Origin of the sequence: Haloferax sp. YSSS75 (assembly GCF_046764215.1) — an archaeon.
Lineage (GTDB): Archaea > Halobacteriota > Halobacteria > Halobacteriales > Haloferacaceae > Haloferax.
On record NZ_CP177206.1, the window covers coordinates 865,599 to 888,750 of the forward strand.

The following is a 23,152-nucleotide window of genomic DNA, read 5'->3' on the forward strand; positions in this document are numbered from 1 at the left end:
GATGACCCACATCATCGAACTCCAGCACGTCTGGAAACGGTACGACACGGGCGGCGAAGTCGTCGAAGCGTTGAAAGACGTCGACTTCCACGCAGACCCCGGCGAGTTCGTCACCGTGATGGGGCCGTCCGGAAGCGGGAAGTCGACGATGCTGAACGTCCTCGGATTGCTCGACACGCCCACCGAAGGGACCGTCCTCCTCGACGGGCAGGACGTGACCGACCTCTCGGACACCGAGATGACGACACAGCGCAAGCAGTTCATCGGGTTCATCTTCCAGAGTTTCCACTTGATTCCGACGCTGTCTGCGCTGGAGAACGTCGAAGTGCCGACGCTCTTTGGCGACGACCCGACGGCGCGAGAACGCGCCACGAGACTGCTCGAACGAGTCGGTCTGGGTAACCGTCTCCACTACAGGCCGGACCAACTCTCTGGCGGGCAGAAACAGCGCGTCGCCGTGGCCCGGGCGCTGGTCAACGAACCACGAATCCTCCTCGCCGACGAACCGACGGGGAACCTCGACAGAAAGACTGGCCGGAGCGTCCTCGACCTGTTCGACGAAATCCGACGCGAGGACGACGTCGCCGTCATCGCTGTCACACACGACCCACAACTCAGTGACTACGCCGACCGGACCGTCCAACTGGTCGACGGGAGAATCCAATGAGCAGGCTCGACGGCCTCTACCGACGCGTTCCGGCGTTGTTGATGGCTCGTCGGAACCTCTCGCGAAACCGGATTCGCTCCGGACTCGCCGTCCTCGGTATCATCATCGGTGTCCTCGCAATCGCCTCCCTCGGGATGTTCGGGACGACGCTCCGCACCGGGGCGTCGCAGCAACTCGGCGAGATTGGTAACGAGATAACCGTCTCACCGAACTTTCAGGAGGGTATCGAGGAGTTGAGTGAGCGAGACGTAGACGAGATTCGTCGGGTCGTCGTCGACAGCGAAGTCGTCGCGATTCGGTCCGAGACGGGGGTGGTGTCTCGGGGGCAACGACAGACTGTGGTGACGATATACGGGATGGAAAACCCCGGTGCCCTGTACGACGCGGCGGATGGCCGTGTCCCCGACAGACTCCGGCAGGGCGTCCTCGTCGGGTCGGGGACTGCAGAGTTACTCGACACGGAACCCGGGAATACCATCAGTATCGAGGGCCGAACCTACCGAATCACAGCGGTACTCGAAGAAGAACAGGGTATCTCGCTCGTCAACCCGAACAACGCCGTCGTCGTCCCCATCGAGGACGTGAACGGAACGGGCTACTCGCAGGTGGTCGTGAGTTCGGAGTCCGGACAGGCCGCCAACGAGTCGGCCGTCGCCATCCGCGAGTCGCTGAACGAACGCGAAGAGCGGGTGAACGTCTTCGAACTGCAAGCGATTACACAGGGAATCGACCAGTTCTTCGGCATCCTCAACACGTTCCTCATCGGCATCGGTTCTATCTCGCTGGTCGTCGCCGGCGTCAGCATCCTGAACGTCATGCTCATGAGCACCATCGAACGCCGACAGGAGATTGGCGTCCTCCGCGCTGTCGGCGTCCAGCGAGGCGACGTGGTTCGGATGATTCTCGCCGAGGCCGGACTGTTGGGTGTCGCGGGCGGCGTCATCGGCGCTGTCCTCGCCCTCGGTGCGGGCATCGCACTGAACTCGTTCGTCCTGAACGACCCGGTGGCGACGTTCCAACCCATCAACTTCCTCTACATCGCGCTCGCAGTGGGATTCGGTATCGGCACGAGCGTCCTCTCGGGACTGTATCCCGCGTGGAAAGCCGCAAACGAGCGACCCGTCGAGGCGTTACGCAAATAAGGCCGACATCGGCGCGTCCGCTTTTGGCTCGTTGGTCGCTGAAAGAAGAGCGAGTCGCAGTTAGATGTAGTCGTGCTCGGCGAGGCGTTCGACGGCCTCACGGAGTCGTTCTTCACTTGCAGCGTAGGAGATGCGAGCGTAGCCCGGCGCGTTGAAGGCACTTCCGGGGACGGTTGCGACTTTCGCGTCCTGAATCGCACCCTCACACCACGCCTGGTCGTCGTCGTCGACGGGGAGCATCATGTAGAACGCACCCTTCGGGACGGCGACGTCCACGTCGTGTTCGGCGAGGAGGTCCACGAGCATGTTGCGGCGGCCTTCGAAGGCCTCGCGCATCTCTTCGACGGTGTCGTCGGTGCGCTCCGAAAGCGCCTCGACGCCGGCGTGCTGGACGAAGTTGACGGCACACGAGACGGAGTGCGAGTGGAGCTTGCCTGCCTGCGAGATGAGGTCAGAGGGGGCGTGCAGGTAGCCGAGTCGCCATCCGGTCATCGAGAACGCCTTCGAGAAGCCGTTGATGGTAATGGTGCGGTCTTCCATGCCGTCGAGGGAACCGAGCGAGGTGTGCTCGAATCCGTCGTAGGTGATGCGCTCGTAGATTTCGTCGGAGATGACCGCGAAGTCGTGTTCGACGGCCAGGTCACGGACGCCTTCGAGTGCGGCGTCGGAGAAGACGCCACCCGTCGGGTTCGACGGCGAGTTGACGACGAGGAGTTTCGTCTCGTCGGAGACGGCGTCTGCGAGTTCGTCGAGGGCGGGTTCGAGACGGAAGTCGTGCGGGGCGAGGTCGACGCGCGTGAGCGACCCGTTCGCGAGCTTCACCATCGCCTCGTAAGAGACCCACGCGGGGTCCAGGAGAACGACTTCGTCGCCGTCGTCGATGAGGGTCTGGAACGTCTCGTAGAGCGCCTGCTTGCCGCCGGGCGTGACGATGACTTCGTCAGCCTCGGCGTCGACGCCGTTGCCGCGGAGTTTGGCCGCGATGGCTTCCTTGAGCTCCGGGATGCCGTTCGACGAGGTGTAGCCGGTGTGTCCGGCGTCCATCGCGTCTTTGGCCGCCTGTACGATGTTCTCTGGGGTGGGGAAGTCCGGCGCACCGACCGAGAGGTCCACGACGTCTTCACCCTGCGCTTCCAGTTCGCTCGCGAGGTTCGAGATGGCGAGCGTGGCGCTCGGTTCTACCCGGCCCACACGGGCGCTAAAGTCGAAGTTCATGCTAACGCCTCCACCATATCGGTCGCAGCGTAAACCGCTTCCGCACCTTTGCTGACGCGCTCTCGTGCTTCGGCACCGCTCATTCCGGGGCCGGAGACGCCGAAGGTGACGGGTTTGTCACGGTCCAGCGAGACTTCGGTGAGGGACTTCGCCGTCGCGTCGGCGATGACCCGGTCGTGTTCGGTGTCGCCCGTGACGATTGCGCCGATGACCGCCACGGCGTCGATGTCGTCGCGGCGGGCCAGTCGGTCCGCCGCAAGCGGCGAGTCGTACGCACCGGGGACCTGAATCGTCTCGGCCACCTCCGCGTCGCGCTCTGCGGCCGCCTCGTGGGCCGCCTCCTCCATCTGTTCTGTGACCGACGAGTTGAATCGGGCCACTACGAGTCCGAGAGAGACCATAGCCGACCCTTCCCGCCGCAGATAAAAGAACTACCGACACCGCCCAAACGTCGCCGTTCTGACCCTCCAATCTGGACGGCCCACGACACCGTGGGGGCGACCCGCAAGCATAACAGTTGTATTGTCGGGGTTTGGATGAGAAACTATGAGTGTTGACAATGAGACCGACGTGCTCTCCCGGTCTCGCGCCCTCCTCGCGATTCTCGGCGTTGCGGCCGTCGCGCTCCTCATCCGTGTGGTCGCACTCGGGGACCGCATCTCACACTGGGACGAGGGTCGTGTCGCCTACTGGGTTCTCCGCTACCACGAGACGGGGACGTTCAGTTACCGGCCCATCATCCACGGGCCGTTCCTCCCAATCGTCAACGACTATCTCCTCGCCACCCTCCCGGCGACGGACTTCACCGTCCGCCTCCCCGTCGCTCTCGTCGGTGCCGTCCTCCCACTTTCGGCGTGGCTCTTCCGGGAGCACCTCCGCCGCGACGAGACAGTTGCTCTGGCCGTCCTGCTCGCGGTGAATCCGCTTTTGGTCTACTACTCGCGGTTCATGCGCAACGACGTGCTCGTCGCCGCGTTCTCCTTCATCGCGCTCGGGTTCGTGGTCCGCGCCTACGACACGGGACGACTCGCCTACCTGATTCCCGCCGGGGCGTCGTTCGCAACCGGTGCGGCGGCGAAAGAGAACTACATCGTCTATCTGCTGTGCTTCCTCGGGGCTGCCGCCCTCGTCTTCGACCACCGACTCCTCGCCCGAACGTCGACCGGTGATTCCACTCGGGCAATCTTCTTCGCGGAGATTCCGGAGAGCATCGCCACCCGACTCCGGGCGCGCGGTGCCGGAAGTCTCGGAAACGGCGCGCTCCGCTACGCCGCCGGCCTCCTCGGGGGACTCGCCGCGTTCGCCGTCGTCTTCGTCTTCTTCTACGCGCCGCGTCCTGACCTCTGGAACGCCCTCGGCAACCCCGCTGCACTCCCCGGAGTCATCGAGGCAGGGTCGGTCGGTGCCGTCCAAGAGATGGTGGACAGTTGGCTCGGCGGCGGCCACCAGTCGCACGAGTACCTCCCCTACTTGAAGGACTTCCTCGAGACGTTCGTCTACGGCGCGCCCGTGCTCATCGTCTTCGCGCTCGTCGGTATCGTCGTCGACAGATACGGCGTCGTCACGGGTCGCATCCGGTGGTTCGTCGCCTTCGCGACGTACTGGGGCGTCGTCAGCATCTTCGGCTACCCGTTGGCGACGGACATCCAAGCACCGTGGGTCGTCGTCCACGCCGTCGTTCCGCTGGCCGTCCCCGCGGCAGTCGGTGTCGCGTTCGTCTTCCGTTCGGGATACGCGGCGTTCGACTCCCGTGACACGGTCGGAATCGGCCTCGCCGCACTCGTCGTCCTCGCGTCCGTCGGTGGTGTCGCCGCCGCGAACGTCGACTACTGGAACGCCTCGACTGAGGAAGACAAGGAGATTCTCCAGTGGGCACAACCCGAGAACAGCCTGAAGACGACGCTCGACGACGTCGAACGCGTCTCGACGGTCAACGAAGGAGACGACGTCCTCCTCTACGGGACGCACCCACCTGGCGGCGACGAGGTGCACTTCTACGTCGAAAACGAGTCGAATCCGCTCGGCGGGCCGTCGTGGCACAGTCGCCTGCCACTCCCGTGGTACTTCGAGGCTGGCGACGTCCAACACACGAGTAGTCCGCCCGACGCCGGCGTGGAGAACGTGACGGCGGACGCACCACCGGTCGTCGTCGCCTACGAGTGGGACCGTGACGAACTCGAATCTGAACTCGACGGCTACGTCGTCCGCCAACACGCCTTCAAACTCTGGAACGAGGACATCGTCGTCTTCATCGACGAAGATGCCCTCGAAGCGGCGAACCAGACGCGAACCTGACGGCTCAGGGGCCGATTTTTCGGGTCAGCGACGACGTTCCCCGACGAGCAACGTCGCTCGTCATTGACGTCTCGGCACCGCCCGAATACTCACGAACGTGTGCATTTGGGCACCCAATGTGGCAACATTTATGCACCGACGTACTGAACCGCCGACCGTGACCGTCACCGTACCCGGACCCACGCTCGGCGTCGTCGGCGGGGGCCAACTCGGGCGTATGCTCGGCGAGGCCGCTGCGCCGCTCGGCGTCGATATCGTCGTCCTCGACCCGACTCCAGATTGCCCCGCGTCGGCGGTCGCCGACCAAATCGTCGGTGACTTCACCGACCCCGATGCGATGGCGGAACTCGCCGCGCGAGCAGACGCGTTGACTTTCGAGATAGAACTCGCGGACCCGGACCTGTTGGACGAACTCGCCGCCGAGGAAGGCATCGCGGTCCACCCGTCGCCCGACGCGCTCCGCACCATCGAAGACAAACTCGTCCAGAAGCGGGCGTTCGGTGAGGCAGACATTCCGATTCCGCCGTTCCACCGCGTCGACGACGCCGACGACTTGCGCGCCGCCCTCGACGAGTTCGGGTCCGTCATGTTGAAGGCCCGAACCGGTGGCTACGACGGCCGGGGAAACGTCCCCGTCACCGACCCGGACGACGCGGAAGACGCTATCGAGGAAGTCGGCGGCCCGGCGATGGCCGAGGCGTTCGTCGACTTCGAGCGTGAACTCTCGGTCATCGGCGTCCGCGGCGACGGCGAGATTCGAACCTTCCCCGTGGGGGAGAACGTCCACGAGGAGGAGATTCTCCGCGAGACTATCGTCCCGGCGAGGACCACAGACGGCGTCCGCGAGGAGGCACACCGCGTCGCCCGCGAGGTGCTCTCGCACCTGCCCGGACGCGGCGTCTTCGGCATCGAACTGTTCGAGACGAAAGACGGCGACGTCCTCGTCAACGAAGTCGCGCCCCGTCCCCACAACTCGGGCCACTGGACCATCGAAGGCGCGCTCTGTTCGCAGTTCGAACAACACGTCCGCGCCGTCCTCGGATGGCCGCTCGGTGCGACCGACCGCCGTTCGCCCACCGTGATGGCGAACGTCCTCGGAACCGTCAACGAGTCCCAACCGGCGCGACTGGCGGGGCTCGAAGAACCGCTCTCCGAAGCGGGCGTTTCGTTGCACTGGTACGGCAAAGACGAGGTGCGACCGTTGCGGAAGATGGGCCACCTCACGGCCGTCGGCGACGACGACGACGCAATCGAGTCACTCTTGGACCGCGCTCGCACGCTCCGAGACGGCCTTTACTTCGACTGACTCCTCCGACCCGCACCACACCGCATCGCACCAACCCACGCCGAACCGCACCGAGTCGCCCCGGACCGACCACCCACACGAGCACCACACCACAGCGATTCGGAACACATCGCCGCACACCACATCCACAAATGACGACCGAACAGGACCTCATCGACGAACTACACGCACAGGCCGCCGCAGACCGTGACCCCGAGACGACGCCCGACGTCGGCATCATCATGGGGTCGGACTCGGACCTCGACGTGATGTCCGGCGCGCACGACGCGCTCGACACGCTCGGGTTCGGCGAACAGACGGATTTCGAGGACGCGCCCGACGAGCGCTTTACCTACGAGACGTACGTCGTCTCCGCGCACCGGACGCCAGACCTGATGTACGCGTACGGTGAGACGGCGGCGGACCGTGGCGTCGAAGTCATCATCGCGGGCGCGGGCGGGAAATCCGCCGACTTGCCGAACATGACCGCCTCGATTGCGTACCCGCTTCCCGTCGTCGGCGTCCCCGTACAGGAGAAGTCCGTCGACTCCGTCATCGGGATGCCGACGGGCGCGCCCATCGTCGCCGTCGACGCGGGGAAGTCGTTCAACGCCGCACTGTCGGCCGTCCAGATGCTCGCGCGCGGCTATCCCGAACTCGAAGACCGACTGGTCGAATACCACGAGGAACTCGTCGCCGACGTGGCCGAAACGTCCGCCGCACTCCACGACTTGGGCGTCGCTGGCTTCCGCGAATCGTCACGCTAACAGATACCTTCATTTTGAGGGTCGCAGCCGGTTGCGACGGGTCGCTCTCGGAGGCGAAATGCCCGGGGAGCGCCCCTCCGAGCGCCTAATAGCGTATTTTCCGAATAGAAGCCCTCTCGCGCCCGAAACACACAAATCAATGTTTATAGGGGAGCGCTTCTAACCGCCGCACGTCAGGGAGACACCGCATGAGTGATTGGATTGCAATCGGTGCGATGGGCGTCGTCGCTGTCGGCTTACCATTGGTTATGATGGCGATGTCGGCGATGCTGCGTCCAAGCGTACCGGAACAAGGAAAGAGTGCCACGTACGAGAGTGGTGAGGTGCCAACCGGCACGGCACGCGTCCAGTTTAACATACAGTACTACATGGTCGCGTTGCTGTTCGTCGTGTTCGACATCGAGACTGTCCTGATTTTCCCGTGGACAGTCATCTACCGCTCCGCTCTCGAACAGGGCGCGTCTCTGGGGACGATTCTGACGCCGATGCTCGTTTTCATCGGTGTACTCGTCGTCGGACTCGTCTGGGCGTGGCGCAACGGCGCTGTCAAGTGGGTCAAAAGCCCGCAGGCAAGCCGTCGTAAGACAGAGAGACAAGACGCATGAGTAGCGAACAAAAACCATTCGTCACGGACGATACACAGGTACAGACCGAGACCCGCGACGCCCGCATGGCCGGCGCGGACGACCGGTTCAACTCGAAGCTTCGGGAGGCGTTCGGTTCGTCGCCGTTCATCCTCACGAAGTTCGACAACTTCATGAACTGGGTTCGTGGGTCCTCGATGTTCATGCTGCAGTTCGGTATCGCCTGCTGCAGTATCGAGATGATGCACACGTACGCAATCAAGCACGACCTGGACCGCTTCGCGGCAGGTGTGCCGCGTGCGTCGCCGCGACAGGCCGACGTCATCATCGTGCCGGGGACTATCGTCTCGAAGTTCGCCCCGCGCATGAAGCGTGTGTACGACCAGATGCCCGAACCGAAGTTCGTCGTCGGCATGGGGTCGTGTACCATCTCGGGCGGCCCGTTCCAGGAGGGCTACAACGTCGTCAAGGGCGCAGAAGAGGTCATCCCGGTGGACATCCACATCCCCGGGTGCCCGCCGCGCCCGGAAGCGCTCATCTACGGTATCGCGAAGCTCCAAGAGCGCATCGCGAACGGTGAGTCCAGCCCCGTGACGGTCAAGCCCTACGAGTTAGAACAGTTTGGCGACCTTCCGCGCGACGAAATCGTCGACAAACTGGCCGACCAGATCGACGAAGACGACCTCGTCATGCGGTACAACTGGGCTGATTCACCATGAGTTTGGAAGAACAGGAAGGACAAGAAGACGCGATGCAGGAGCGCTCTCGCGGCGACGAACTCGCCGACTTGCTCGGTGACCTCGTCATCAGTCGCGAAGAGCACCTCAACGCACCGGGCTTCGTCATCCGCCCCGACCAGGTCCAAGACACCCTGTTCAAACTGCGCGACGAGGCTGGTTTCGACCACCTCTCGTGTGTCACCGCACAGGAGTACGAGGACCGCTACGAGTCCATCTACCACCTGACGAAGTTCGACGACCGAACCGACGAAGTGAGCGTCGTCGTCCCCACGTCGAAGGACGACCCGGTCAGCCAGTCCGCAGAACCCGTCTTCCGGACGGCCGACTGGCACGAGCGTGAAGCGTACGACCTCGTCGGCATCCGGTACGAGGGCCACCCGGACCTCCGCCGCATCCTCCTCCCGGAGACGTGGCAGGGCCACCCACTGGGCCTCGACTACGACCAGGACCGACCGCAGATTGCGACGCTGACCGAGCACGCCAACCCGCTCGAACAGGACAGTCGCGGTGACGAGGGCAACACGATGTACATCAACATCGGCCCGCACCACCCGGCGACCCACGGTGTGCTGCACGTCGAGACGGTCGTCGACGGCGAACAGGTCGTCGACCTCGAACCCGACATCGGCTACCTCCACCGCAGCGAGGAGCAGATGTGTCAGATGGGGACCTACCGTCACCAGATTATGCCGTACCCCGACCGCTGGGACTACATCTCGGCGGGTCTCCTCAACGAGTGGGCCTACGCCCGCACCGCAGAGGACCTCGCGGACATCGAGGTGCCGGAGTACGCGCAGGTCATCCGGACGATGGGTGCCGAACTCTGCCGCATCGCGTCGCACATGATTGCGCTCGGCACGTTCGCACTCGACGTCTACGGCGACTTCACGGCTATCTTCATGTACGCCATGCGGGACCGTGAAATCGTCCAGAACATCCTCGAAGACCTCACCGGCCAGCGGATGATGTTCAACTACTTCCGCCTCGGTGGCGTCGTCTGGGACCTTCCCGAACCCCGTGAGGAGTTCTTCGAGAAGATTCGTGACTTCATCGACGACCTGCCGGAGGCGCTCGAGGAGTACCACGACATGATCACCTCGAACGAGATTCTCCAGGCCCGTACCGTCGGCACCGGCGTCCTTCCCCCGGAAGTCGCCAAGAGCTACGGTGCGACCGGACCTGTCGCCCGTGGGTCGGGCATCGACTACGACCTTCGGCGTGACGACTCCTACGGCTACTACGACGAACTCGACTGGGACGTCGTCGTCGAAGATGGCTGTGACAACTTCTCGCGCCTGCTCGTGCGCATGCGCGAAGTCGAGGAGTCGGCCAAGATTATCCAGCAGTGTGTCGACCTGCTGGAAGACTGGCCCGAGGACGAGCGGAACATTCAGGCGAACGTTCCGCGCACCCTCAAACCCGACGAGGACACGGAAATCTACCGCGCCGTCGAAGGCGCGAAGGGCGAACTCGGCATCTACATCCGCGCCGACGGCACCGACAAGCCAGCCCGGTTCAAGATTCGCAGTCCGTGCTTCTCGAACCTGCAGACGCTCCCCGAGATGTCTGAAGGCGAGTACATCCCGGACATGATTGCATCGCTCGGTAGCCTCGACATCGTTCTCGGCGAGGTGGACCGTTGATGAGTCTGCAAGTCACCCTTCCAGACACCATCAGCGGCCTCCTCGGCCTCGAAGGCGTCCTCGGCGACGTCGTCGGGGGGCTGATTGGCGCGTTCATCGTCGCCAACATCATGCTCATCACGACGGCAATCGCAGGTCCGTGGGCGAAACGGAAGATTACGGCCGCCTTCGGTGACCGCATCGCAGTCAACCGTATCGGGCCGTTCGGGTTGCTCGTCATCATTCCGGACGCAGTCCGTCTGATGTCGAAGGAACTCATCGTTCCCGAAGGTGTCGACCGTCCCGCGTGGGACCTCGCACCGATGATCATTCCGTTCTCTGCGCTGCTTGGGTTCGCCGTCATCCCGATGGGGAACGGCATCCAACTCGCAGACCCCGAGACTGGCCTCGCGTTCGCCTTCGCGGCGGCGTCGATTGCCTCGCTCGGTCTCGTCATGTCTGGCTACGCGTCGAACAACAAGTTCTCCCTCATCGGTGCGCTTCGCGCCGTGGCGGCGAACATCGCCTACGAGATTCCGCTCGTCATCACGGCGGCCTCGGTCGTCATCTTCGCCGGGTCGCTCCGCATGAGCGAAATCGTCGCCGTCCAGGCCGAACCGCTCATCTCCATCGCAGGCGTCTCGATTCCGACGTGGTTCGCGTTCGTCAACCCGTTCGCGTTCGCGCTGTTCATCATCGCGAACCTCGCGGAAATCGGCCGCAACCCGTTCGACATCCCCGAAGCGCCGACCGAGATTGTCGCCGGGTACCAGACGGAGTACTCGTCTGTGTACTTCGTCCTCATCTACCTCGGTGAGTTCATCCACATCTTCCTCGGCGGCGCTATCGCGGCGACGCTGTTCCTCGGCGGCCCCGCAGGACCGGTCCTGCCCGGGTTCGTCTGGTTCACTATCAAAATCTGGGCGTTCTTCTTGTTCACCCAGTGGGCGCGCTCCGCAGTGCCGCGCCTTCGCGTCGACCAGTTCCTCGAAATCGGTTGGAAAGGCATGCTCGTCTTGTCCTTCGCCAACCTGGTTCTCACGGCCATCATCGTGGGGGTGATTGCATGATTGGAATTCTGAAGGGCATGGCAGTGACGCTGAAGCACGCGCTCGACGGACAGACCTTTACGGTCGAATACCCCGAGGAAGCGCCCGAAGTGAGTCCGCGCTTCCGCGGTGTCCACAAGTTCAGCCAGGAGCGCTGTATCTGGTGCCGTCAGTGTGAGAACGTCTGTCCGAACGACACGATTCAAATCGTTCAGGACGACCAGCGCAACGGCGAACAGTACAACCTGCACATCGGCCAGTGTATCTACTGCCGACTGTGCGAGGAGGTCTGTCCCGTCGACGCGATTCTGCTCACGCAGAACTTCGAGTTCACGGCCGACACCAAGAACGACTTCGTCTACAACAAAGAACAGCTCAAGAACGTCCCGTGGTACAAGGATATCGACCCGCTCAACTCCCGCAACCCAGACCGCAACGCGTGGATTGGCGAGGGCGAAGGAGAGGTCGACTATCAGTAACATGACCGCGAGTGAATCGTTCGAGTACCGTCAGCCTGCGCCCGCTACGGGGCCCTGAGGACGTTCTCGAAATGTTCAAAGGGATATCTCAAGGAGACACACACAATGGTTTATGAAACCATCGCGTTCGCGCTGTTCGCCCTCATCACCGTGGGCTGCAGCCTGGGCGTCGTCCTCGTGCGGGACATCTGGCATTCCGCACTCCTGCTCGGGGGCGCGCTCTTGAGCGTCGCGGTGCATTACGTGATGTTGCAGGCGGAGTTCCTCGCCGCCATGCAAATCCTCGTCTACGTCGGCGGGGTGCTGATTCTCATCACGTTCGCCGTGATGCTGACGCGTATCAATCCGGAGGTGAGTAGTACATGACCACGAAACCGCAGTTGAAACTCGGTTCGCATCTCGTACCCGGACTCGCTGCCGTCGCGCTCTTCGTCGTGATGGCAGTCGTGTTCGTCGGTGCGTCGTTCCCGAACCCACAGGGGTTCGCTGAAGGAGCCAATCTGACCGCGAGCATCGGTTACACGATGTTCAACCTCGACTTCGGCAGCGTCGAAGGCGAGAGCATGCTGGTCGCGTTCGAAATTATCGACCTCGTGCTCGTCGCCGCGCTCGCTGGCGCAGTCCTCCTCGCTCGCCGCGAGGGAGAGGGCGGTCAGATGCGGACGATTCTGACCGACGGTGGTCGAGAACTGAAGCGCACGTTGTTCGACGACGAGGAGGGTGACCGCTGATGGTACCCGGACAGTATTACCTCCTCCTCTCGGCGGCAGTGTTCTGTATCGGCCTCTTCGGCCTGCTCACCCGTCGGAACGCGCTGTTGTTCCTGATGTCGGTCGAGTTGATGCTGAACGCCGCGAACATCAACCTCGTCGCGTTCTCCTACTACTGGGGCAACGTGACGGGCCAGACGTTCGGCCTCTTCACGATGGCGCTCGCCGCCGCCGAAGTCGCGGTGGGTATCGGTATCATCCTCGTCCTGTACCGCAACTTCGACGACGTCGACGTCACGAAGGCAACAACGATGAGGTGGTAAACGTATGGCAACTATTCTCGAATTCGCTCCGGCCATCGTTCTCCTCCCGTTCCTCTCGTTCCTGATCGCACTCGGGGCGGGGCGGTACATGCCGAAGGGAGGCGCACTGGCGGGTATCGGCGCGACGGCAGGGTCGTTCCTGCTCGCAGTCGCGACGTTCTTCGCCGTCAGCGGCGGACAGACGTACAATCAGACGATATACACGTGGGCAGAAGGGTTAGACGCGGTCAACCTCACGTTCGGCCTCCTCATCGACCCGCTGTCGGCGATGATGCTGGTCATCGTGACGCTCATCGCGTTCCTCGTCCACGTCTTCAGTCTCGGCTACATGAACGACGAAGGCGAGACGGGCCTCCCGCGCTACTACGCCGGCCTCGGCCTGTTCACCGCGTCCATGCTCGGGTTCGTCGTCGCTGACAACCTGCTCATGGCGTTCATGTTCTTCGAGCTTGTGGGACTGTGTTCCTACCTGCTCATCGGCTTTTGGTTCCGTCAGGACGGCCCGCCGAGTGCAGCGAAGAAGGCGTTCCTCGTCACCCGCTTCGGTGACTACTTCTTCCTCATCGGTGTCGTCGCAGTCTTCGCGACGTTCGGTTCCGCCGCGTTCGCCGGTCCGGACGCCTTCCCGGTGCTCGCCGAGGAAGCGCTCGCTGGCGAACACTCGGTCAACACGTTCCTCGGCATGGGCGAACAGGCGTGGTTCACCGTCGTCGGCCTCCTCGTTCTCGGGGGCGTCGTCGGTAAGTCCGCGCAGTTCCCCCTGCACACGTGGCTTCCGGACGCGATGGAAGGTCCGACGCCCGTCTCCGCACTCATCCACGCAGCGACGATGGTTGCGGCCGGTGTCTACCTCGTCGCCCGGATGTACGGCTTCTACGCGCTGACGCCGACGACGCTCGCCATCATCGCCCTCATCGGGGGCTTCACCGCCCTCTTCGCGGCGACGATGGGTGTCGTCAAGAAAGAAATCAAGCAGGTGCTGGCGTACTCCACCATCAGCCAGTACGGCTACATGATGCTCGGCCTCGGTGCCGGTGGCTACGTCGCCGCGACGTTCCACCTCATGACCCACGCCTTCTTCAAGGCGCTTCTCTTCCTCGGTGCCGGGTCGGTCATTATCGCGATGCACCACAACGAGAACATGTGGGACATGGGTGGTCTGAAAGACAAGATGCCCGTGACCTACTACGCGTTCCTCTCGGGGTCGCTCGCCCTCGCGGGTATCGTCCCCTTCGCAGGCTTCTGGTCGAAAGACGAAGTCCTGTACGAGACGCTCATCCACGGCCTCGGCGGCAGTCCGATTCTGCTCGTCGCGTACGCGATGGGCCTGCTCGCCGTCTTCTTCACCGGCTTCTACACCTTCCGGATGGTGTTCCTCACCTTCCACGGTGAGCCCCGGTCCGAGACGGCACGAGACCCTCACGGCGTCCGCTGGAACGTGAAGGCTCCGCTCGCCGTTCTCGGCGTCCTCGCCGCAACGGCTGGCCTCGTCAACATGGTCCCTGTCGAGAAACTCCTCGGCATCAAGGGAATCGACTTCCTGCACCAGTTCCTCGACGGGAGCTTCGACTCGCTGAACGCGCACCACTACGCCGAACTCATCCCGTACAGCTCGGGATACATCGGCGGTGAGGCGGGCACTGTCGCCATCGGCGCGGCCGTCTCGCTCGGCCTCGCACTCGCTGGTGCCGGCCTCGCGTACGTGCTGTACAACGTCCCCGAACCCGTCGAACACACGGAGAAACTCGGGAGCATCAAGACCGTACTGTACAACAACTACTACCAAGACGAGTACCAGGTCTGGATTGCGACTGGCATCGTCCAGCCCATCTCGCGCGTACTCGATAAGTTCGACCAGGGCATCGTCGACGGCGTCGTCAACGGTATCTCGAGTGTGAGTCTCTTCGCTGGCGGACGCGTCAGGCGTCTCCAGACCGGTGTGGTGAGCAACTACGCCGCACTCCTCACCCTCGGGCTGACGGCGTTGCTTCTGGGGCTCGGTCTCTACGGAGGTTGGTTCGCATGATAATCGAAGCGCTCATCGGAGTCACGTTCCTCGCCGCGCTGGTCACGTTCGTCCTGCCGGACCGTATCGCCGGTAAGGCGGCCTTCGCGCTGAGTCTGGTTCCCGTCCTCGGGAGCCTCGTTATGTGGCAACAGTACGACGCGAGCGGGAACGCCCTCTTGGGTGGGAACATCGCGTTCGAGACAGACGTCGTCTGGCTCCAACTCGGCCAGTACGACCTCCACTGGATGGTCGGTGTCGACGGCATCAGCCTCCCGCTCGTCGTCCTGACGACGATTCTCACCACGCTCGCTATCCTCAGCTCGTGGACGCCCATCTCGGAGCGTGAGTCCCAGTTCTACGGCCTCATGCTCCTGATGGAGGCGAACTTGCTCGGCGTCTTCACGGCGCTCGACTTCTTCGTCTGGTTCGTCTTCTGGGAGGCCGTGCTCGTCCCGATGTACTTCCTCATCGGTGTCTGGGGCGGCCCCCGCCGCAAGTACGCGGCTATCAAGTTCTTCGTCTACACGAACATCGCGTCGCTCGTGATGTTCATCGGGTTCATCTCGCTCGTGTTCGGTCTCGGCGACTCGATTACGTCGCTGCGACTGCCCGAGATTGCCCAGGCGTTGCAAGCCGGTCAACTCGGCGGATTCGCCGGTCTCTCGGCGAACACGCTGGCGGCGGTGGCGTTCATCGCGATGTTCTTCGGATTCGCGGTGAAGGTGCCAATCGTCCCGCTTCACACGTGGCTACCTGACGCTCACGTCGAGGCCCCCACGCCGGCGTCGGTCATGCTGGCTGGTGTCCTCCTGAAGATGGGTACCTACGCCCTGCTCCGGTTCAACTTCACGATGCTGCCGGAGACGGCGCGTGCCTTCGCGCTGCCCATCGCCCTGATTGCCGTCGCGAGCGTCATCTACGGCGCACTGCTCGCGCTGGCACAACAGGACCTCAAGCGCATCGTCGCGTACTCCTCTGTGTCGTCGATGGGGTACGTCATCCTCGGTCTCATCGCCTACACCACCTACGGTGTCGGCGGCGCGACGTTCCAGATGATTGCCCACGGCCTCATCTCCGGTCTGATGTTCATGGCCGTCGGTGTCATCTACAACACGACGCACACGCGTATGGTCACGGACTTCTCGGGACTGGCCGACCGGATGCCCGTCACGGCGGGTATCTTCGTCGCCGGTGCGTTCGGCTACATGGGCCTCCCGCTCATGGCCGGGTTCGCCGCCGAGTTCTTCATCTTCAAGGGCTCGTTCGAGTCGACGGTGATGGCGGCGATGCCGCTGTTCACCGGCGCGGCCATGTTCGGTATCGTCATCGTCGCGGGCTACCTGCTGTTTGCGATGCAGCGGACGCTGTTCGGCCCCTTCGAGTTCGACGGCGACTACGAAATCACCGAAGCGCCGTTCCACGACGTGGCACCGCTCGCGGTGTTGCTCCTCCTGACCATCGTGCTGGGTGTCTCCCCCGACATCTTCTTCACCATGATTCAGGACGCAGTTAATCCGATTCTCGAACTGGGAGGTGCGTTCTAATGACGCCACTGCAGACGCTCCCCGACTGGACCGCGACGGCACCGGCCATCGTCCTCGCGCTGACGGGCCTGCTGTTGCTGGTCATCGACACCATCGACCCGGACACGTCGAACAACAGTCTGCTCGCCGGCACGGCGACCCTCGGGTCGCTCGCCGCTGGCGGTATCGCTGGCTGGTTCCTCATCGCGGGAACCGGCATGGAAGAGACCGGCGGTGCGATTACGCTCTACGGCGACGCCCTCGTCGTCGACGGGATGAGCCTGTTCTTCACGCTCATCTTCACGAGCGTCGCCGCGATGGTCTCTGTCGCGTCGTACGACTACCTCGCGGACCGTCAGTATCAGGGTGAGTTCTACTCGCTCGTCATCTTCGCCGCCACGGGGATGACGCTCATGTCGATGTCGAACTCGCTGGCGACGGTCTTCGTCAGCCTCGAACTCGCCTCGTTGCCGTCGTACGCGCTCGTCGCGTTCCTCAAGAAGAACCGCGGCAGCGTCGAGGCGGGACTGAAGTACTTCCTCATCGGCGCGGTGTCGTCGGCGGTGTTCGCGTTCGGTATCAGCCTCGTGTACGCCGTCACCGGGACGCTCATCCTTCCGGACATCGCGGCACAACTGTCCGGTGCGGAAGAACTCGTCGGCGTCCTCGGCCTCGGTGTGCTGATGATTGCCGGTGGCTTCGCGTTCAAGACTGCCTCCGTCCCGTTCCACTTCTGGGCGCCGGAGGCGTACGAGGGCGCACCCGCACCCGTTAGTGCGTTCCTCTCGTCGGCGTCGAAGGCGGCCGGGTTCGCCGTCGCCTTCCGCGTCTTCACCGTCGCGTTCCCGCTCGACACCATCACCGCCCTCGGCGGTGGCAGTGTCGACTGGTCGATTCTGTTCGCGATTCTCGCCGTCGTCACGATGACGCTCGGGAACTTCGCGGCCGCGACGCAGGAGAACGTCAAGCGCATGCTCGCGTACTCCTCTATCGGACACGCTGGCTACGCGCTCATCGGCCTCGCGGCCATCACCGTCGACGGTGGTGCCGCAAACGGCGACGTGCTCGGCGCGAGTATGGCCCACCTGCTCGTCTACGGCTTCATGAACACGGGGGCGTTCCTGTTCATCGCCATGGCCGAGAAGTGGGGCATCGGCCGCACCTTCGAGGACTACAACGGACTGGCGACGAAGGTGCCCATCGCCGCGACGGCGATGACCATCTTCATGTTCTCGCTGGCAGGGCTCCCACCGTTCGGTGGCTTCGTCTCGAAGTACGCCCTGTTCTACTCGGCCATCGAGTCCGGCTTCTGGTGGCTCGCCGCCGTCGGCGCTGTCAACAGCGCGCTGTCGCTGTTCTACTACAGTCGCGTCGTCAAGGCGATGTGGATAGAAGAGCCGTCGAAGTCGCTCGAAATCGGCAGTCAACCGGTCGGACTGTACGTCGCGGTTATCTTCGCCGCCGTCGGAACGGTCCTGCTCCTGCCGGGCTTCCAACCCGTCATCGAGACGGCACAGACCGTCGCCGCGGCGCTCTTCTGAGCGCTCTGACGGCCTGAAAATCCGGTTTCTTTTATTCGCGAAGTAACCCCGAGAGCGCCGCCGCGAGTTCTTCGGACCGTCTGAGCGTGAGTCCGTCCGTGGTGACGAAGACACCTCTGTTCGCGACAGTGACGCGCGTTAGATAGCCGTGGTCGAACGCGCGGACCGTATAGCGGTAGTCGCCGAGTTCCGACCCACGGTAGGCGGTTCGTGCCTGAAAGCCGTCTGTCTCGTGTTCGACGAACCCCGTCAGGTCGGCGTCCGCTTCGAGGTCAGAGCGGAGGTAGAGTTGCTCACAGCGGTCGTGCGTGAAGTACGTGACACTCCTGAGGTCGTCGCCAGCGACTGTTCGGCAAGTACGGACCAACGACTCGGAGCGAGAGTCGGAGACCAGTTGCGTGTCGAGTTCCATCCCATTGTGTGGCATGTCACGACATAACATAATATCATCGGCGAATTGGATGACGGTAGGGTTTTGCGGGCGGAAGACAACCGTGATACTATGGTACGTCGTCTGGTTCTCGGGTGTACTTCTGTCGGGGGGGCACTCGTCGAGACGCTCGTCGACAGACCGGGGTCTGTCCTCGTCGTCACCGACCGGAAGGGCCGGGCGGACGACTTCCGTGCGGATGGCGTCGCAGCGACCGAAGGAGACCCGAACGACCCGGTGAACTATCCGGAAGATGCCGACGTGATACTCGTCGCCGGTGAAGACGCCGCGACGAACCGTGACGTGGCATCGACGGCCCGGTCACACTTTCCCGAGGCGTCGCTCGTCGTCTACCTCGGAAACGACTCGTCGGAGTCGGTTCGTGCGGAGATAGAATCGATGGCCGACGAAGTCATCGACCCGCGACGAATCGTCGCAGACCACGTCTTCGAGGCTGTCGGGTCACCGCAGAGCGAGCGCCTCTACCGACTGATGCGCGTCCTTCGGAACCTCGACGGACGACTCGCAATCGTGATGCACGACAACCCAGACCCGGACGCTATCGCCTCGGGTCTCGCGTTGCAGGCGATTGCGAGTCGGGCGAACGTCGACGCAGACGTCTGTTACTTCGGCGATATCTCACACCAGGAGAACCGCGCACTGGTGAACCTCCTCGACTTGGACCTCCGCGTCCTCGACGCGCCACCGGGCCCTGAGGAATACGGCGGATACGCGCTCGTCGACCACTCGCGCCCGGGCGTCAACGACCGTCTCCCGCCCGAGACGACCATCGACATCGTCGTCGACCACCACCCACCGAGAGCGCCAATCGAGGCGACGTTCGTCGACCTCAGAAGCGGCGTCGGAGCGACGAGTACGCTCCTCACGGAATATCTCGAACGCCTCGGAATCGTCCCCGACACGCGAGTCGCGACTGCGCTCCTGTTCGGCATTCGCGTGGACACGAAGGACTTCACCCGAGAGGTGTCCACCGCGGATTTCGAGGCGGCGGCGTATCTCTTCCCGAACGTCGATACCGACCTGTTACACCGAGTCGAGACGCCGAGTCTGACCCCCGAGACGATGGAGACGCTCGCTCGCGGTATCGCGAACCGCGACGTTCGCGGCGACATCCTCACCTCGAACGTCGGCGATATCCGCGAACGCGACGCGCTGGCGCAGGCGGCAGACCACTTGCTCGGGATGGAAGGCGTCGACGTCACCATCGTCTACGGGTTGATGGACGGAACGGTCTACGTCTCGGGCCGTGCACACGGTGGCAGAATCGACCTCGGAGAGATGTTCCGCGACGCGCTCAGTCCAATCGGGAGCGCGGGCGGGCACGCAGACATGGCGGGAGCGCAGATTCCCCTCGGTATCTTAGACGACGTCGGCGACGACTCGCGGGAGTCGCTCGCGACCATCGTCACGGACATCGTCGCCGGGCGCGTCTTCGAGACGCTGGAACACCCGCCGTCGACGCCGAAGTTGAATTCCGACGTCACGTTCGAGTTCCCACTCGACGAATAATCTCCACCACGTTTTTGCCGACAGTGGCCCTACCTCGGAGGGATGAGTACTAAAGCGACCGTCAAAGAGTACATGACTCGTGAGGTTCAGACCGTCGCTCCGAGTGACACGGTCGCGGACGTCGCCCGCCGTATCGCAGAGAGCGACGGTCACAACGGCTTTCCTGTCTGTGATGGTCGCAAGGTCGAAGGCTTCGTCACCGCTCGCGATATCCTGCTGTCGGACGACGAGGCGGCTATCGACACCGTGATGGCGACGGACCTCGTCGTCGCCCACCCCGAGATGGACGTCAACGACGCCGCGCGCGTCATCCTCCGGTCGGGAATCCAGAAACTCCCGGTGGTCGACGATGCGGGCAACCTCGTCGGCATCATCTCGAACACGGACGTTATCCGGAGTCAAATCGAGCGCGCGACGCCCGAGAAGGTGGGCAAACTCATGCGAACGCTCGAACAGATTCACGGTATCACCGTCCATCAGGAGCGACGCACCGTCGCCATTCGGTCGCTCATTCCGACGCAAGCGAGAGTGTACGCCGACGAGTTAGAGGGCCGGAAGTACGAACTCGAACGTGGCCTCGCAGAACCGCTCGTGGTCATCGACAACAACGGAACCGTCCTCCTCGCCGACGGCCACCACCGCGCGCTGGCGGCCGACCGAATCGACATCGAAGAGATGGACGCCTACGTCATCGTCATCGACGACCCAGTCGAACTCGGAATGCAACGCACCGCAGAGAAGGAAGGACTCAGTTCTATCGACGACATCGACATCGTCGATTACGCGCGACATCCGCTCGTCGAGACGACACGGCGTCTCCAATGAACTCGGCCGCCGCGTCGAACGCGGTGAGGGATGCGGCACGTGCAGAGGGCGACCACACAGGTCATACCGCCGGACTCGACGCCCGCGACCCGCCAGTCATCGAAGTCGCGAATCTGACGAAACGCTACGACGACGTGCTGGCTATCGACGATATCTCGTTTTCCGTCGAACAGGGAACTATCCTCGGCGTCCTCGGACCGAACGGTGCGGGCAAGACGACGTTGTTGAAAGCGATGCTCGGCCTGCTCGTCCCGTCGTCGGGGACGGTCCACGTCTGCGGTATCGACGTCCACGCCGACCCACAACGAGCGTACAGACGCGTCGGGGCGACGCTGGAGGGCGCACGAAACGTCTACTGGCGACTGACCGTCAGGGAGAACCTCGCGTTCTTCGCTGGTCTCGCGGGCGAGAGCGTCCGCGACTCGACGGTCAGCGCTCGACACGACACGCTCTTAGACCAACTGGGCCTCCTCGACAGAGCAGACGACGTGGTGAACGAACTCTCTCGCGGCATGAAACAGAAAGTCGCGCTCGCCTGCGCTCTCGCTCGCGACGTGGACGTCGCGTTTCTCGACGAACCGACGCTCGGACTCGACGTCGAGAGTTCGGTCGACTTGCGGCGTGAACTGCGTCGCCTGGCCGACGAACGCGGCCTCACGGTGGTCCTGACGAGTCACGACATGAGCGTCGTCGAAGACCTGTGTGACAGAGTGCTCGTCGTCGACCACGGCCACGTCGTCGCGGACGACGGCGTGACCACACTCGTCGAACTCTTTCGGACGAGCGCGGTTCGCGTCGTGGTCGACGGGCCACTCTCGACGACGACGGAACGCGCGATTCGCGCCGACTACACCGTCGAGTCGTGGGAGACGGACGGCGACCGGACGCGCGTCCTCGTCGCACTCGAAGACGCGAACGACTTGCCCGGACTGACGGCGCAGTTCCTCGCAGACGGTGGGCGCCTCGTCTCGGTGAACACCGTCGAACCCGACCTCACAGAGGCGTTCTTGGAGTTGACAGGGAGCGGGTCGAGTTCCCGAGCGGGGCGATGACGGCGACGACGACGGCCCGGGAGATGCTGATACTCCTCGGTGCAGTGGCTCGAAAACAGTACATCTTGCTTCGCCGTTATCCCGTCAACACGGTGGGTGGCCTCCTCGCCATCTACGTGTTCTTCGCGCTCATCTTCTTCGGCGGACGCGCGGTGGCGGGTCCTGCATTCGACGACTCGCTGGATTCGCTCATCGTCGGCTACTTTCTGGTGACGATGGCCTTCTCGGCGTATCAGAACCTCGCGGGCAACGTCATGACCGAGGCGACGTGGGGGACGCTCGAACAGCTCTACATGGCACCGGTCGGGTTCGGCCGCGTCATGGCCGCGAAGACAGTGGTAAACGTCGCGTTTAGCTTCCTCTGGGGCGGCGCGACACTCGTGTTGATGCTCGTCACGACTGGACGGACGCTCTCGATAGACCTGCTGACCGTCGTTCCGGTCGGTGTCTTCGCACTCGCGTCCGTCGTCGGCGTGGGATTCGTGATGGCGGGCCTCGCCTTACTCTACAAGCGGGTCAACAGTATCTTCGGATTACTTCAGTTCGGCTTCATCGGCCTCGCGGCGGCCCCCGTCGAGGCGGCCCCGATACTCAAGCTGCTCCCGCTCGCACAGGGGAGTTTCATGTTACAGCGTGCGATGACCGGCGGTGTGCGACTGTGGGAGTTTCCCCCAGCAGAAGTAGCCATTCTCGTCGTGGTCGGTGCCGGGTACGTCGCCGTCGGTTACGCCGTCTTCCGTCTGCTCACCCGTCGCGCTCGACGGCGGGGCGTGCTCGGACACTACTGAGTCCGAGACGAGTCGGCGCTGTCGGCCGGCGGGGCCGGCATGTCACGCGTCGCTGACGTCGTATCGCTCTTTCCACGCGGCGAGTGTCTCGCGGGCGGCGTCTTCGTCGTCGAACCGACGGGTCTCGTAGGCAGTTCCCTCCGGGGCTTGGTACAGACGGTCGAATCTGACGTGCCACGCCGTCGGTCCACGACGAAGGCGAAGCGTCGCGTGCCCGTCGCTGCGCTCCCACTCGACGATACGCTCGTCGCGACGAACTTCGGTCCAGCTCATACGACGACAGACACGCCGGTGACCGAAGTCCTTACCCATCTACTGCTGTCGGATATCTCGTCATCTCGACGTAGACAGGCATGGTTTCGACGCCGCAGGACGGACACACCGCGTACCCGAGACGGTCGTACGGAACCTCTGGGGAGGGCTTTTCGAATCCGCAGTTCCCACACTCGAAATACGACACCCACTCGAAGGCCATACTGACACTCACGACTGTCAGGGTATTAATTAATCACAGATTACTATAAGTCAGCATTTCCAGACCGATGCGACTTTCATCCGATTCGCCCAGATACAGACC

General features: G+C 63.3%; 25 protein-coding genes. 20 read left to right on the forward strand and 5 right to left on the reverse strand.

The annotated features are described in order from the left end of the window. Position 1: 1 nt before the first annotated feature. Complete coding sequence (locus ACK3R5_RS04535) at positions 2–667, forward strand: ABC transporter ATP-binding protein (protein WP_411962877.1); 666 nt, start codon at positions 2–4, stop codon at positions 665–667. Next, on the forward strand, positions 664–1,809 hold the full coding sequence (locus ACK3R5_RS04540) for an ABC transporter permease (RefSeq protein ID WP_411968201.1): 1,146 nt from the start codon (positions 664–666) through the stop codon (positions 1,807–1,809). The genes ACK3R5_RS04535 and ACK3R5_RS04540 overlap by 4 nt, the downstream gene beginning before the upstream one ends. Positions 1,810–1,869: 60 nt before the next feature. Here ACK3R5_RS04540 and ACK3R5_RS04545 read toward each other — a convergent pair whose 3' ends face one another. Together ACK3R5_RS04545 and ribH are read right to left on the reverse strand one after the other, a co-directional pair. Then, a complete protein-coding gene (locus ACK3R5_RS04545) occupies positions 1,870–3,024 on the reverse strand; it encodes a pyridoxal phosphate-dependent aminotransferase (RefSeq protein ID WP_411968202.1) in 1,155 nt (384 codons plus the stop codon). After that, complete coding sequence (gene ribH, locus ACK3R5_RS04550) at positions 3,021–3,425, reverse strand: 6,7-dimethyl-8-ribityllumazine synthase (RefSeq protein ID WP_411962880.1); 405 nt, start codon at positions 3,423–3,425, stop codon at positions 3,021–3,023. Before ribH ends, ACK3R5_RS04545 begins: the two co-directional genes overlap by 4 nt. Before the next feature lie 145 nt (positions 3,426–3,570). On the opposite strand from ribH, the gene ACK3R5_RS04555 reads away from it, so the two are divergent. The 14 genes from ACK3R5_RS04555 to ACK3R5_RS04620 all read left to right on the forward strand — a co-directional run bounded on the left by ACK3R5_RS04555 (position 3,571) and on the right by ACK3R5_RS04620 (position 17,950). Beyond that, the gene (locus ACK3R5_RS04555; RefSeq protein ID WP_411962881.1) at positions 3,571–5,319 is read left to right on the forward strand and encodes a flippase activity-associated protein Agl23; all 1,749 of its coding nucleotides are present in this window, start codon (positions 3,571–3,573) and stop codon (positions 5,317–5,319) included. 157 nt (positions 5,320–5,476) lie between these two features. Further along, entirely contained in the window at positions 5,477–6,625 is a 1,149-nt protein-coding gene (locus tag ACK3R5_RS04560; protein WP_411968203.1) for a 5-(carboxyamino)imidazole ribonucleotide synthase, read from the forward strand. A 131-nt stretch (positions 6,626–6,756) separates the two neighbouring features. Next, positions 6,757–7,371 (forward strand): 5-(carboxyamino)imidazole ribonucleotide mutase, encoded by a 615-nt coding sequence (purE, locus tag ACK3R5_RS04565; protein WP_411968204.1) that lies wholly within the window; start codon positions 6,757–6,759, stop codon positions 7,369–7,371. Between the two features lie 188 nt (positions 7,372–7,559). Next, on the forward strand, positions 7,560–7,976 hold the full coding sequence (locus ACK3R5_RS04570) for an NADH-quinone oxidoreductase subunit A (protein WP_411962884.1): 417 nt from the start codon (positions 7,560–7,562) through the stop codon (positions 7,974–7,976). Beyond that, complete coding sequence (locus ACK3R5_RS04575; RefSeq protein ID WP_411962885.1) at positions 7,973–8,674, forward strand: NADH-quinone oxidoreductase subunit B; 702 nt, start codon at positions 7,973–7,975, stop codon at positions 8,672–8,674. The genes ACK3R5_RS04570 and ACK3R5_RS04575 overlap by 4 nt, the downstream gene beginning before the upstream one ends. Continuing rightward, a complete protein-coding gene (locus ACK3R5_RS04580) occupies positions 8,671–10,338 on the forward strand; it encodes an NADH-quinone oxidoreductase subunit D (protein ID WP_411968205.1) in 1,668 nt (555 codons plus the stop codon). Before ACK3R5_RS04575 ends, ACK3R5_RS04580 begins: the two co-directional genes overlap by 4 nt. Beyond that, on the forward strand, positions 10,338–11,387 hold the full coding sequence (locus ACK3R5_RS04585) for a complex I subunit 1/NuoH family protein (RefSeq protein WP_411962887.1): 1,050 nt from the start codon (positions 10,338–10,340) through the stop codon (positions 11,385–11,387). The genes ACK3R5_RS04580 and ACK3R5_RS04585 overlap by 1 nt, the downstream gene beginning before the upstream one ends. Further along, positions 11,384–11,845: a NuoI/complex I 23 kDa subunit family protein gene (locus ACK3R5_RS04590; protein ID WP_058573142.1), complete on the forward strand. Its 462-nt coding sequence runs from the start codon at positions 11,384–11,386 to the stop codon at positions 11,843–11,845. Before ACK3R5_RS04585 ends, ACK3R5_RS04590 begins: the two co-directional genes overlap by 4 nt. 105 nt (positions 11,846–11,950) lie before the next feature. Further along, the gene (locus tag ACK3R5_RS04595) at positions 11,951–12,211 is read left to right on the forward strand and encodes an NADH-quinone oxidoreductase subunit J (RefSeq protein ID WP_058573143.1); all 261 of its coding nucleotides are present in this window, start codon (positions 11,951–11,953) and stop codon (positions 12,209–12,211) included. Continuing rightward, on the forward strand, positions 12,208–12,576 hold the full coding sequence (locus tag ACK3R5_RS04600) for a proton-conducting membrane transporter (RefSeq protein WP_411962888.1): 369 nt from the start codon (positions 12,208–12,210) through the stop codon (positions 12,574–12,576). Before ACK3R5_RS04595 ends, ACK3R5_RS04600 begins: the two co-directional genes overlap by 4 nt. Next, positions 12,576–12,878, forward strand: a complete 303-nt coding sequence (gene nuoK / locus ACK3R5_RS04605) for an NADH-quinone oxidoreductase subunit NuoK (RefSeq protein ID WP_151160930.1) — start codon at positions 12,576–12,578, stop codon at positions 12,876–12,878. Before ACK3R5_RS04600 ends, nuoK begins: the two co-directional genes overlap by 1 nt. A 4-nt stretch (positions 12,879–12,882) precedes the next feature. Next, positions 12,883–14,904 carry an NADH-quinone oxidoreductase subunit L gene (gene nuoL, locus ACK3R5_RS04610; protein ID WP_411968206.1) on the forward strand — a complete coding sequence of 674 codons (2,022 nt, stop codon included), beginning with the start codon at positions 12,883–12,885 and terminating at the stop codon, positions 14,902–14,904. After that, positions 14,901–16,430 carry a complex I subunit 4 family protein gene (locus tag ACK3R5_RS04615; RefSeq protein WP_411962890.1) on the forward strand — a complete coding sequence of 510 codons (1,530 nt, stop codon included), beginning with the start codon at positions 14,901–14,903 and terminating at the stop codon, positions 16,428–16,430. The genes nuoL and ACK3R5_RS04615 overlap by 4 nt, the downstream gene beginning before the upstream one ends. After that, complete coding sequence (locus tag ACK3R5_RS04620; RefSeq protein WP_411962891.1) at positions 16,430–17,950, forward strand: NADH-quinone oxidoreductase subunit N; 1,521 nt, start codon at positions 16,430–16,432, stop codon at positions 17,948–17,950. The genes ACK3R5_RS04615 and ACK3R5_RS04620 overlap by 1 nt, the downstream gene beginning before the upstream one ends. Positions 17,951–17,981: 31 nt before the next feature. On the opposite strand, the gene ACK3R5_RS04625 is transcribed toward ACK3R5_RS04620, so the two are convergent. Next, complete coding sequence (locus ACK3R5_RS04625) at positions 17,982–18,362, reverse strand: hypothetical protein (protein ID WP_411968207.1); 381 nt, start codon at positions 18,360–18,362, stop codon at positions 17,982–17,984. 90 nt (positions 18,363–18,452) lie between these two features. On the opposite strand from ACK3R5_RS04625, the gene ACK3R5_RS04630 reads away from it, so the two are divergent. Genes ACK3R5_RS04630 through ACK3R5_RS04645 form a run of 4 tightly spaced genes read left to right on the forward strand, consistent with a single transcriptional unit; the run spans position 18,453 to position 22,575 of the window. Then, positions 18,453–19,910: a DHHA1 domain-containing protein gene (locus ACK3R5_RS04630; protein WP_411968208.1), complete on the forward strand. Its 1,458-nt coding sequence runs from the start codon at positions 18,453–18,455 to the stop codon at positions 19,908–19,910. A 42-nt stretch (positions 19,911–19,952) separates the two neighbouring features. Further along, complete coding sequence (locus ACK3R5_RS04635; protein WP_411962894.1) at positions 19,953–20,735, forward strand: CBS domain-containing protein; 783 nt, start codon at positions 19,953–19,955, stop codon at positions 20,733–20,735. Then, on the forward strand, positions 20,732–21,787 hold the full coding sequence (locus ACK3R5_RS04640; protein ID WP_411968209.1) for an ABC transporter ATP-binding protein: 1,056 nt from the start codon (positions 20,732–20,734) through the stop codon (positions 21,785–21,787). Before ACK3R5_RS04635 ends, ACK3R5_RS04640 begins: the two co-directional genes overlap by 4 nt. Then, positions 21,784–22,575: an ABC transporter permease gene (locus ACK3R5_RS04645; protein WP_411968210.1), complete on the forward strand. Its 792-nt coding sequence runs from the start codon at positions 21,784–21,786 to the stop codon at positions 22,573–22,575. The genes ACK3R5_RS04640 and ACK3R5_RS04645 overlap by 4 nt, the downstream gene beginning before the upstream one ends. 42 nt (positions 22,576–22,617) lie before the next feature. Here the strand turns inward: ACK3R5_RS04645 and ACK3R5_RS04650 are convergent, their stop codons facing one another. After that, positions 22,618–22,848: a hypothetical protein gene (locus tag ACK3R5_RS04650; RefSeq protein ID WP_411962897.1), complete on the reverse strand. Its 231-nt coding sequence runs from the start codon at positions 22,846–22,848 to the stop codon at positions 22,618–22,620. A gap of 31 nt (positions 22,849–22,879) precedes the next feature. Continuing rightward, positions 22,880–23,050 (reverse strand): hypothetical protein, encoded by a 171-nt coding sequence (locus tag ACK3R5_RS04655; protein ID WP_411962898.1) that lies wholly within the window; start codon positions 23,048–23,050, stop codon positions 22,880–22,882. Positions 23,051–23,152: the final 102 nt, after the last annotated feature.

Coding starts and splice junctions, on each gene's coding strand:
- ACK3R5_RS04535 (WP_411962877.1), top strand. CDS start 2: ATGACCCACATCATCGAACTCCAGCACGTCTGGAAACGGTACGACACG.
- ACK3R5_RS04540 (WP_411968201.1), top strand. CDS start 664: ATGAGCAGGCTCGACGGCCTCTACCGACGCGTTCCGGCGTTGTTGATG.
- ACK3R5_RS04545 (WP_411968202.1), bottom strand. CDS start 3,024: ATGAACTTCGACTTTAGCGCCCGTGTGGGCCGGGTAGAACCGAGCGCC.
- ribH (WP_411962880.1), bottom strand. CDS start 3,425: ATGGTCTCTCTCGGACTCGTAGTGGCCCGATTCAACTCGTCGGTCACA.
- ACK3R5_RS04555 (WP_411962881.1), top strand. CDS start 3,571: ATGAGTGTTGACAATGAGACCGACGTGCTCTCCCGGTCTCGCGCCCTC.
- purE (WP_411968204.1), top strand. CDS start 6,757: ATGACGACCGAACAGGACCTCATCGACGAACTACACGCACAGGCCGCC.
- ACK3R5_RS04570 (WP_411962884.1), top strand. CDS start 7,560: ATGAGTGATTGGATTGCAATCGGTGCGATGGGCGTCGTCGCTGTCGGC.
- ACK3R5_RS04575 (WP_411962885.1), top strand. CDS start 7,973: ATGAGTAGCGAACAAAAACCATTCGTCACGGACGATACACAGGTACAG.
- ACK3R5_RS04580 (WP_411968205.1), top strand. CDS start 8,671: ATGAGTTTGGAAGAACAGGAAGGACAAGAAGACGCGATGCAGGAGCGC.
- ACK3R5_RS04585 (WP_411962887.1), top strand. CDS start 10,338: ATGAGTCTGCAAGTCACCCTTCCAGACACCATCAGCGGCCTCCTCGGC.
- ACK3R5_RS04590 (WP_058573142.1), top strand. CDS start 11,384: ATGATTGGAATTCTGAAGGGCATGGCAGTGACGCTGAAGCACGCGCTC.
- ACK3R5_RS04595 (WP_058573143.1), top strand. CDS start 11,951: ATGGTTTATGAAACCATCGCGTTCGCGCTGTTCGCCCTCATCACCGTG.
- ACK3R5_RS04600 (WP_411962888.1), top strand. CDS start 12,208: ATGACCACGAAACCGCAGTTGAAACTCGGTTCGCATCTCGTACCCGGA.
- nuoK (WP_151160930.1), top strand. CDS start 12,576: ATGGTACCCGGACAGTATTACCTCCTCCTCTCGGCGGCAGTGTTCTGT.
- nuoL (WP_411968206.1), top strand. CDS start 12,883: ATGGCAACTATTCTCGAATTCGCTCCGGCCATCGTTCTCCTCCCGTTC.
- ACK3R5_RS04615 (WP_411962890.1), top strand. CDS start 14,901: ATGATAATCGAAGCGCTCATCGGAGTCACGTTCCTCGCCGCGCTGGTC.
- ACK3R5_RS04620 (WP_411962891.1), top strand. CDS start 16,430: ATGACGCCACTGCAGACGCTCCCCGACTGGACCGCGACGGCACCGGCC.
- ACK3R5_RS04625 (WP_411968207.1), bottom strand. CDS start 18,362: ATGGAACTCGACACGCAACTGGTCTCCGACTCTCGCTCCGAGTCGTTG.
- ACK3R5_RS04630 (WP_411968208.1), top strand. CDS start 18,453: ATGGTACGTCGTCTGGTTCTCGGGTGTACTTCTGTCGGGGGGGCACTC.
- ACK3R5_RS04635 (WP_411962894.1), top strand. CDS start 19,953: ATGAGTACTAAAGCGACCGTCAAAGAGTACATGACTCGTGAGGTTCAG.
- ACK3R5_RS04640 (WP_411968209.1), top strand. CDS start 20,732: ATGAACTCGGCCGCCGCGTCGAACGCGGTGAGGGATGCGGCACGTGCA.
- ACK3R5_RS04645 (WP_411968210.1), top strand. CDS start 21,784: ATGACGGCGACGACGACGGCCCGGGAGATGCTGATACTCCTCGGTGCA.
- ACK3R5_RS04650 (WP_411962897.1), bottom strand. CDS start 22,848: ATGAGCTGGACCGAAGTTCGTCGCGACGAGCGTATCGTCGAGTGGGAG.
- ACK3R5_RS04655 (WP_411962898.1), bottom strand. CDS start 23,050: ATGGCCTTCGAGTGGGTGTCGTATTTCGAGTGTGGGAACTGCGGATTC.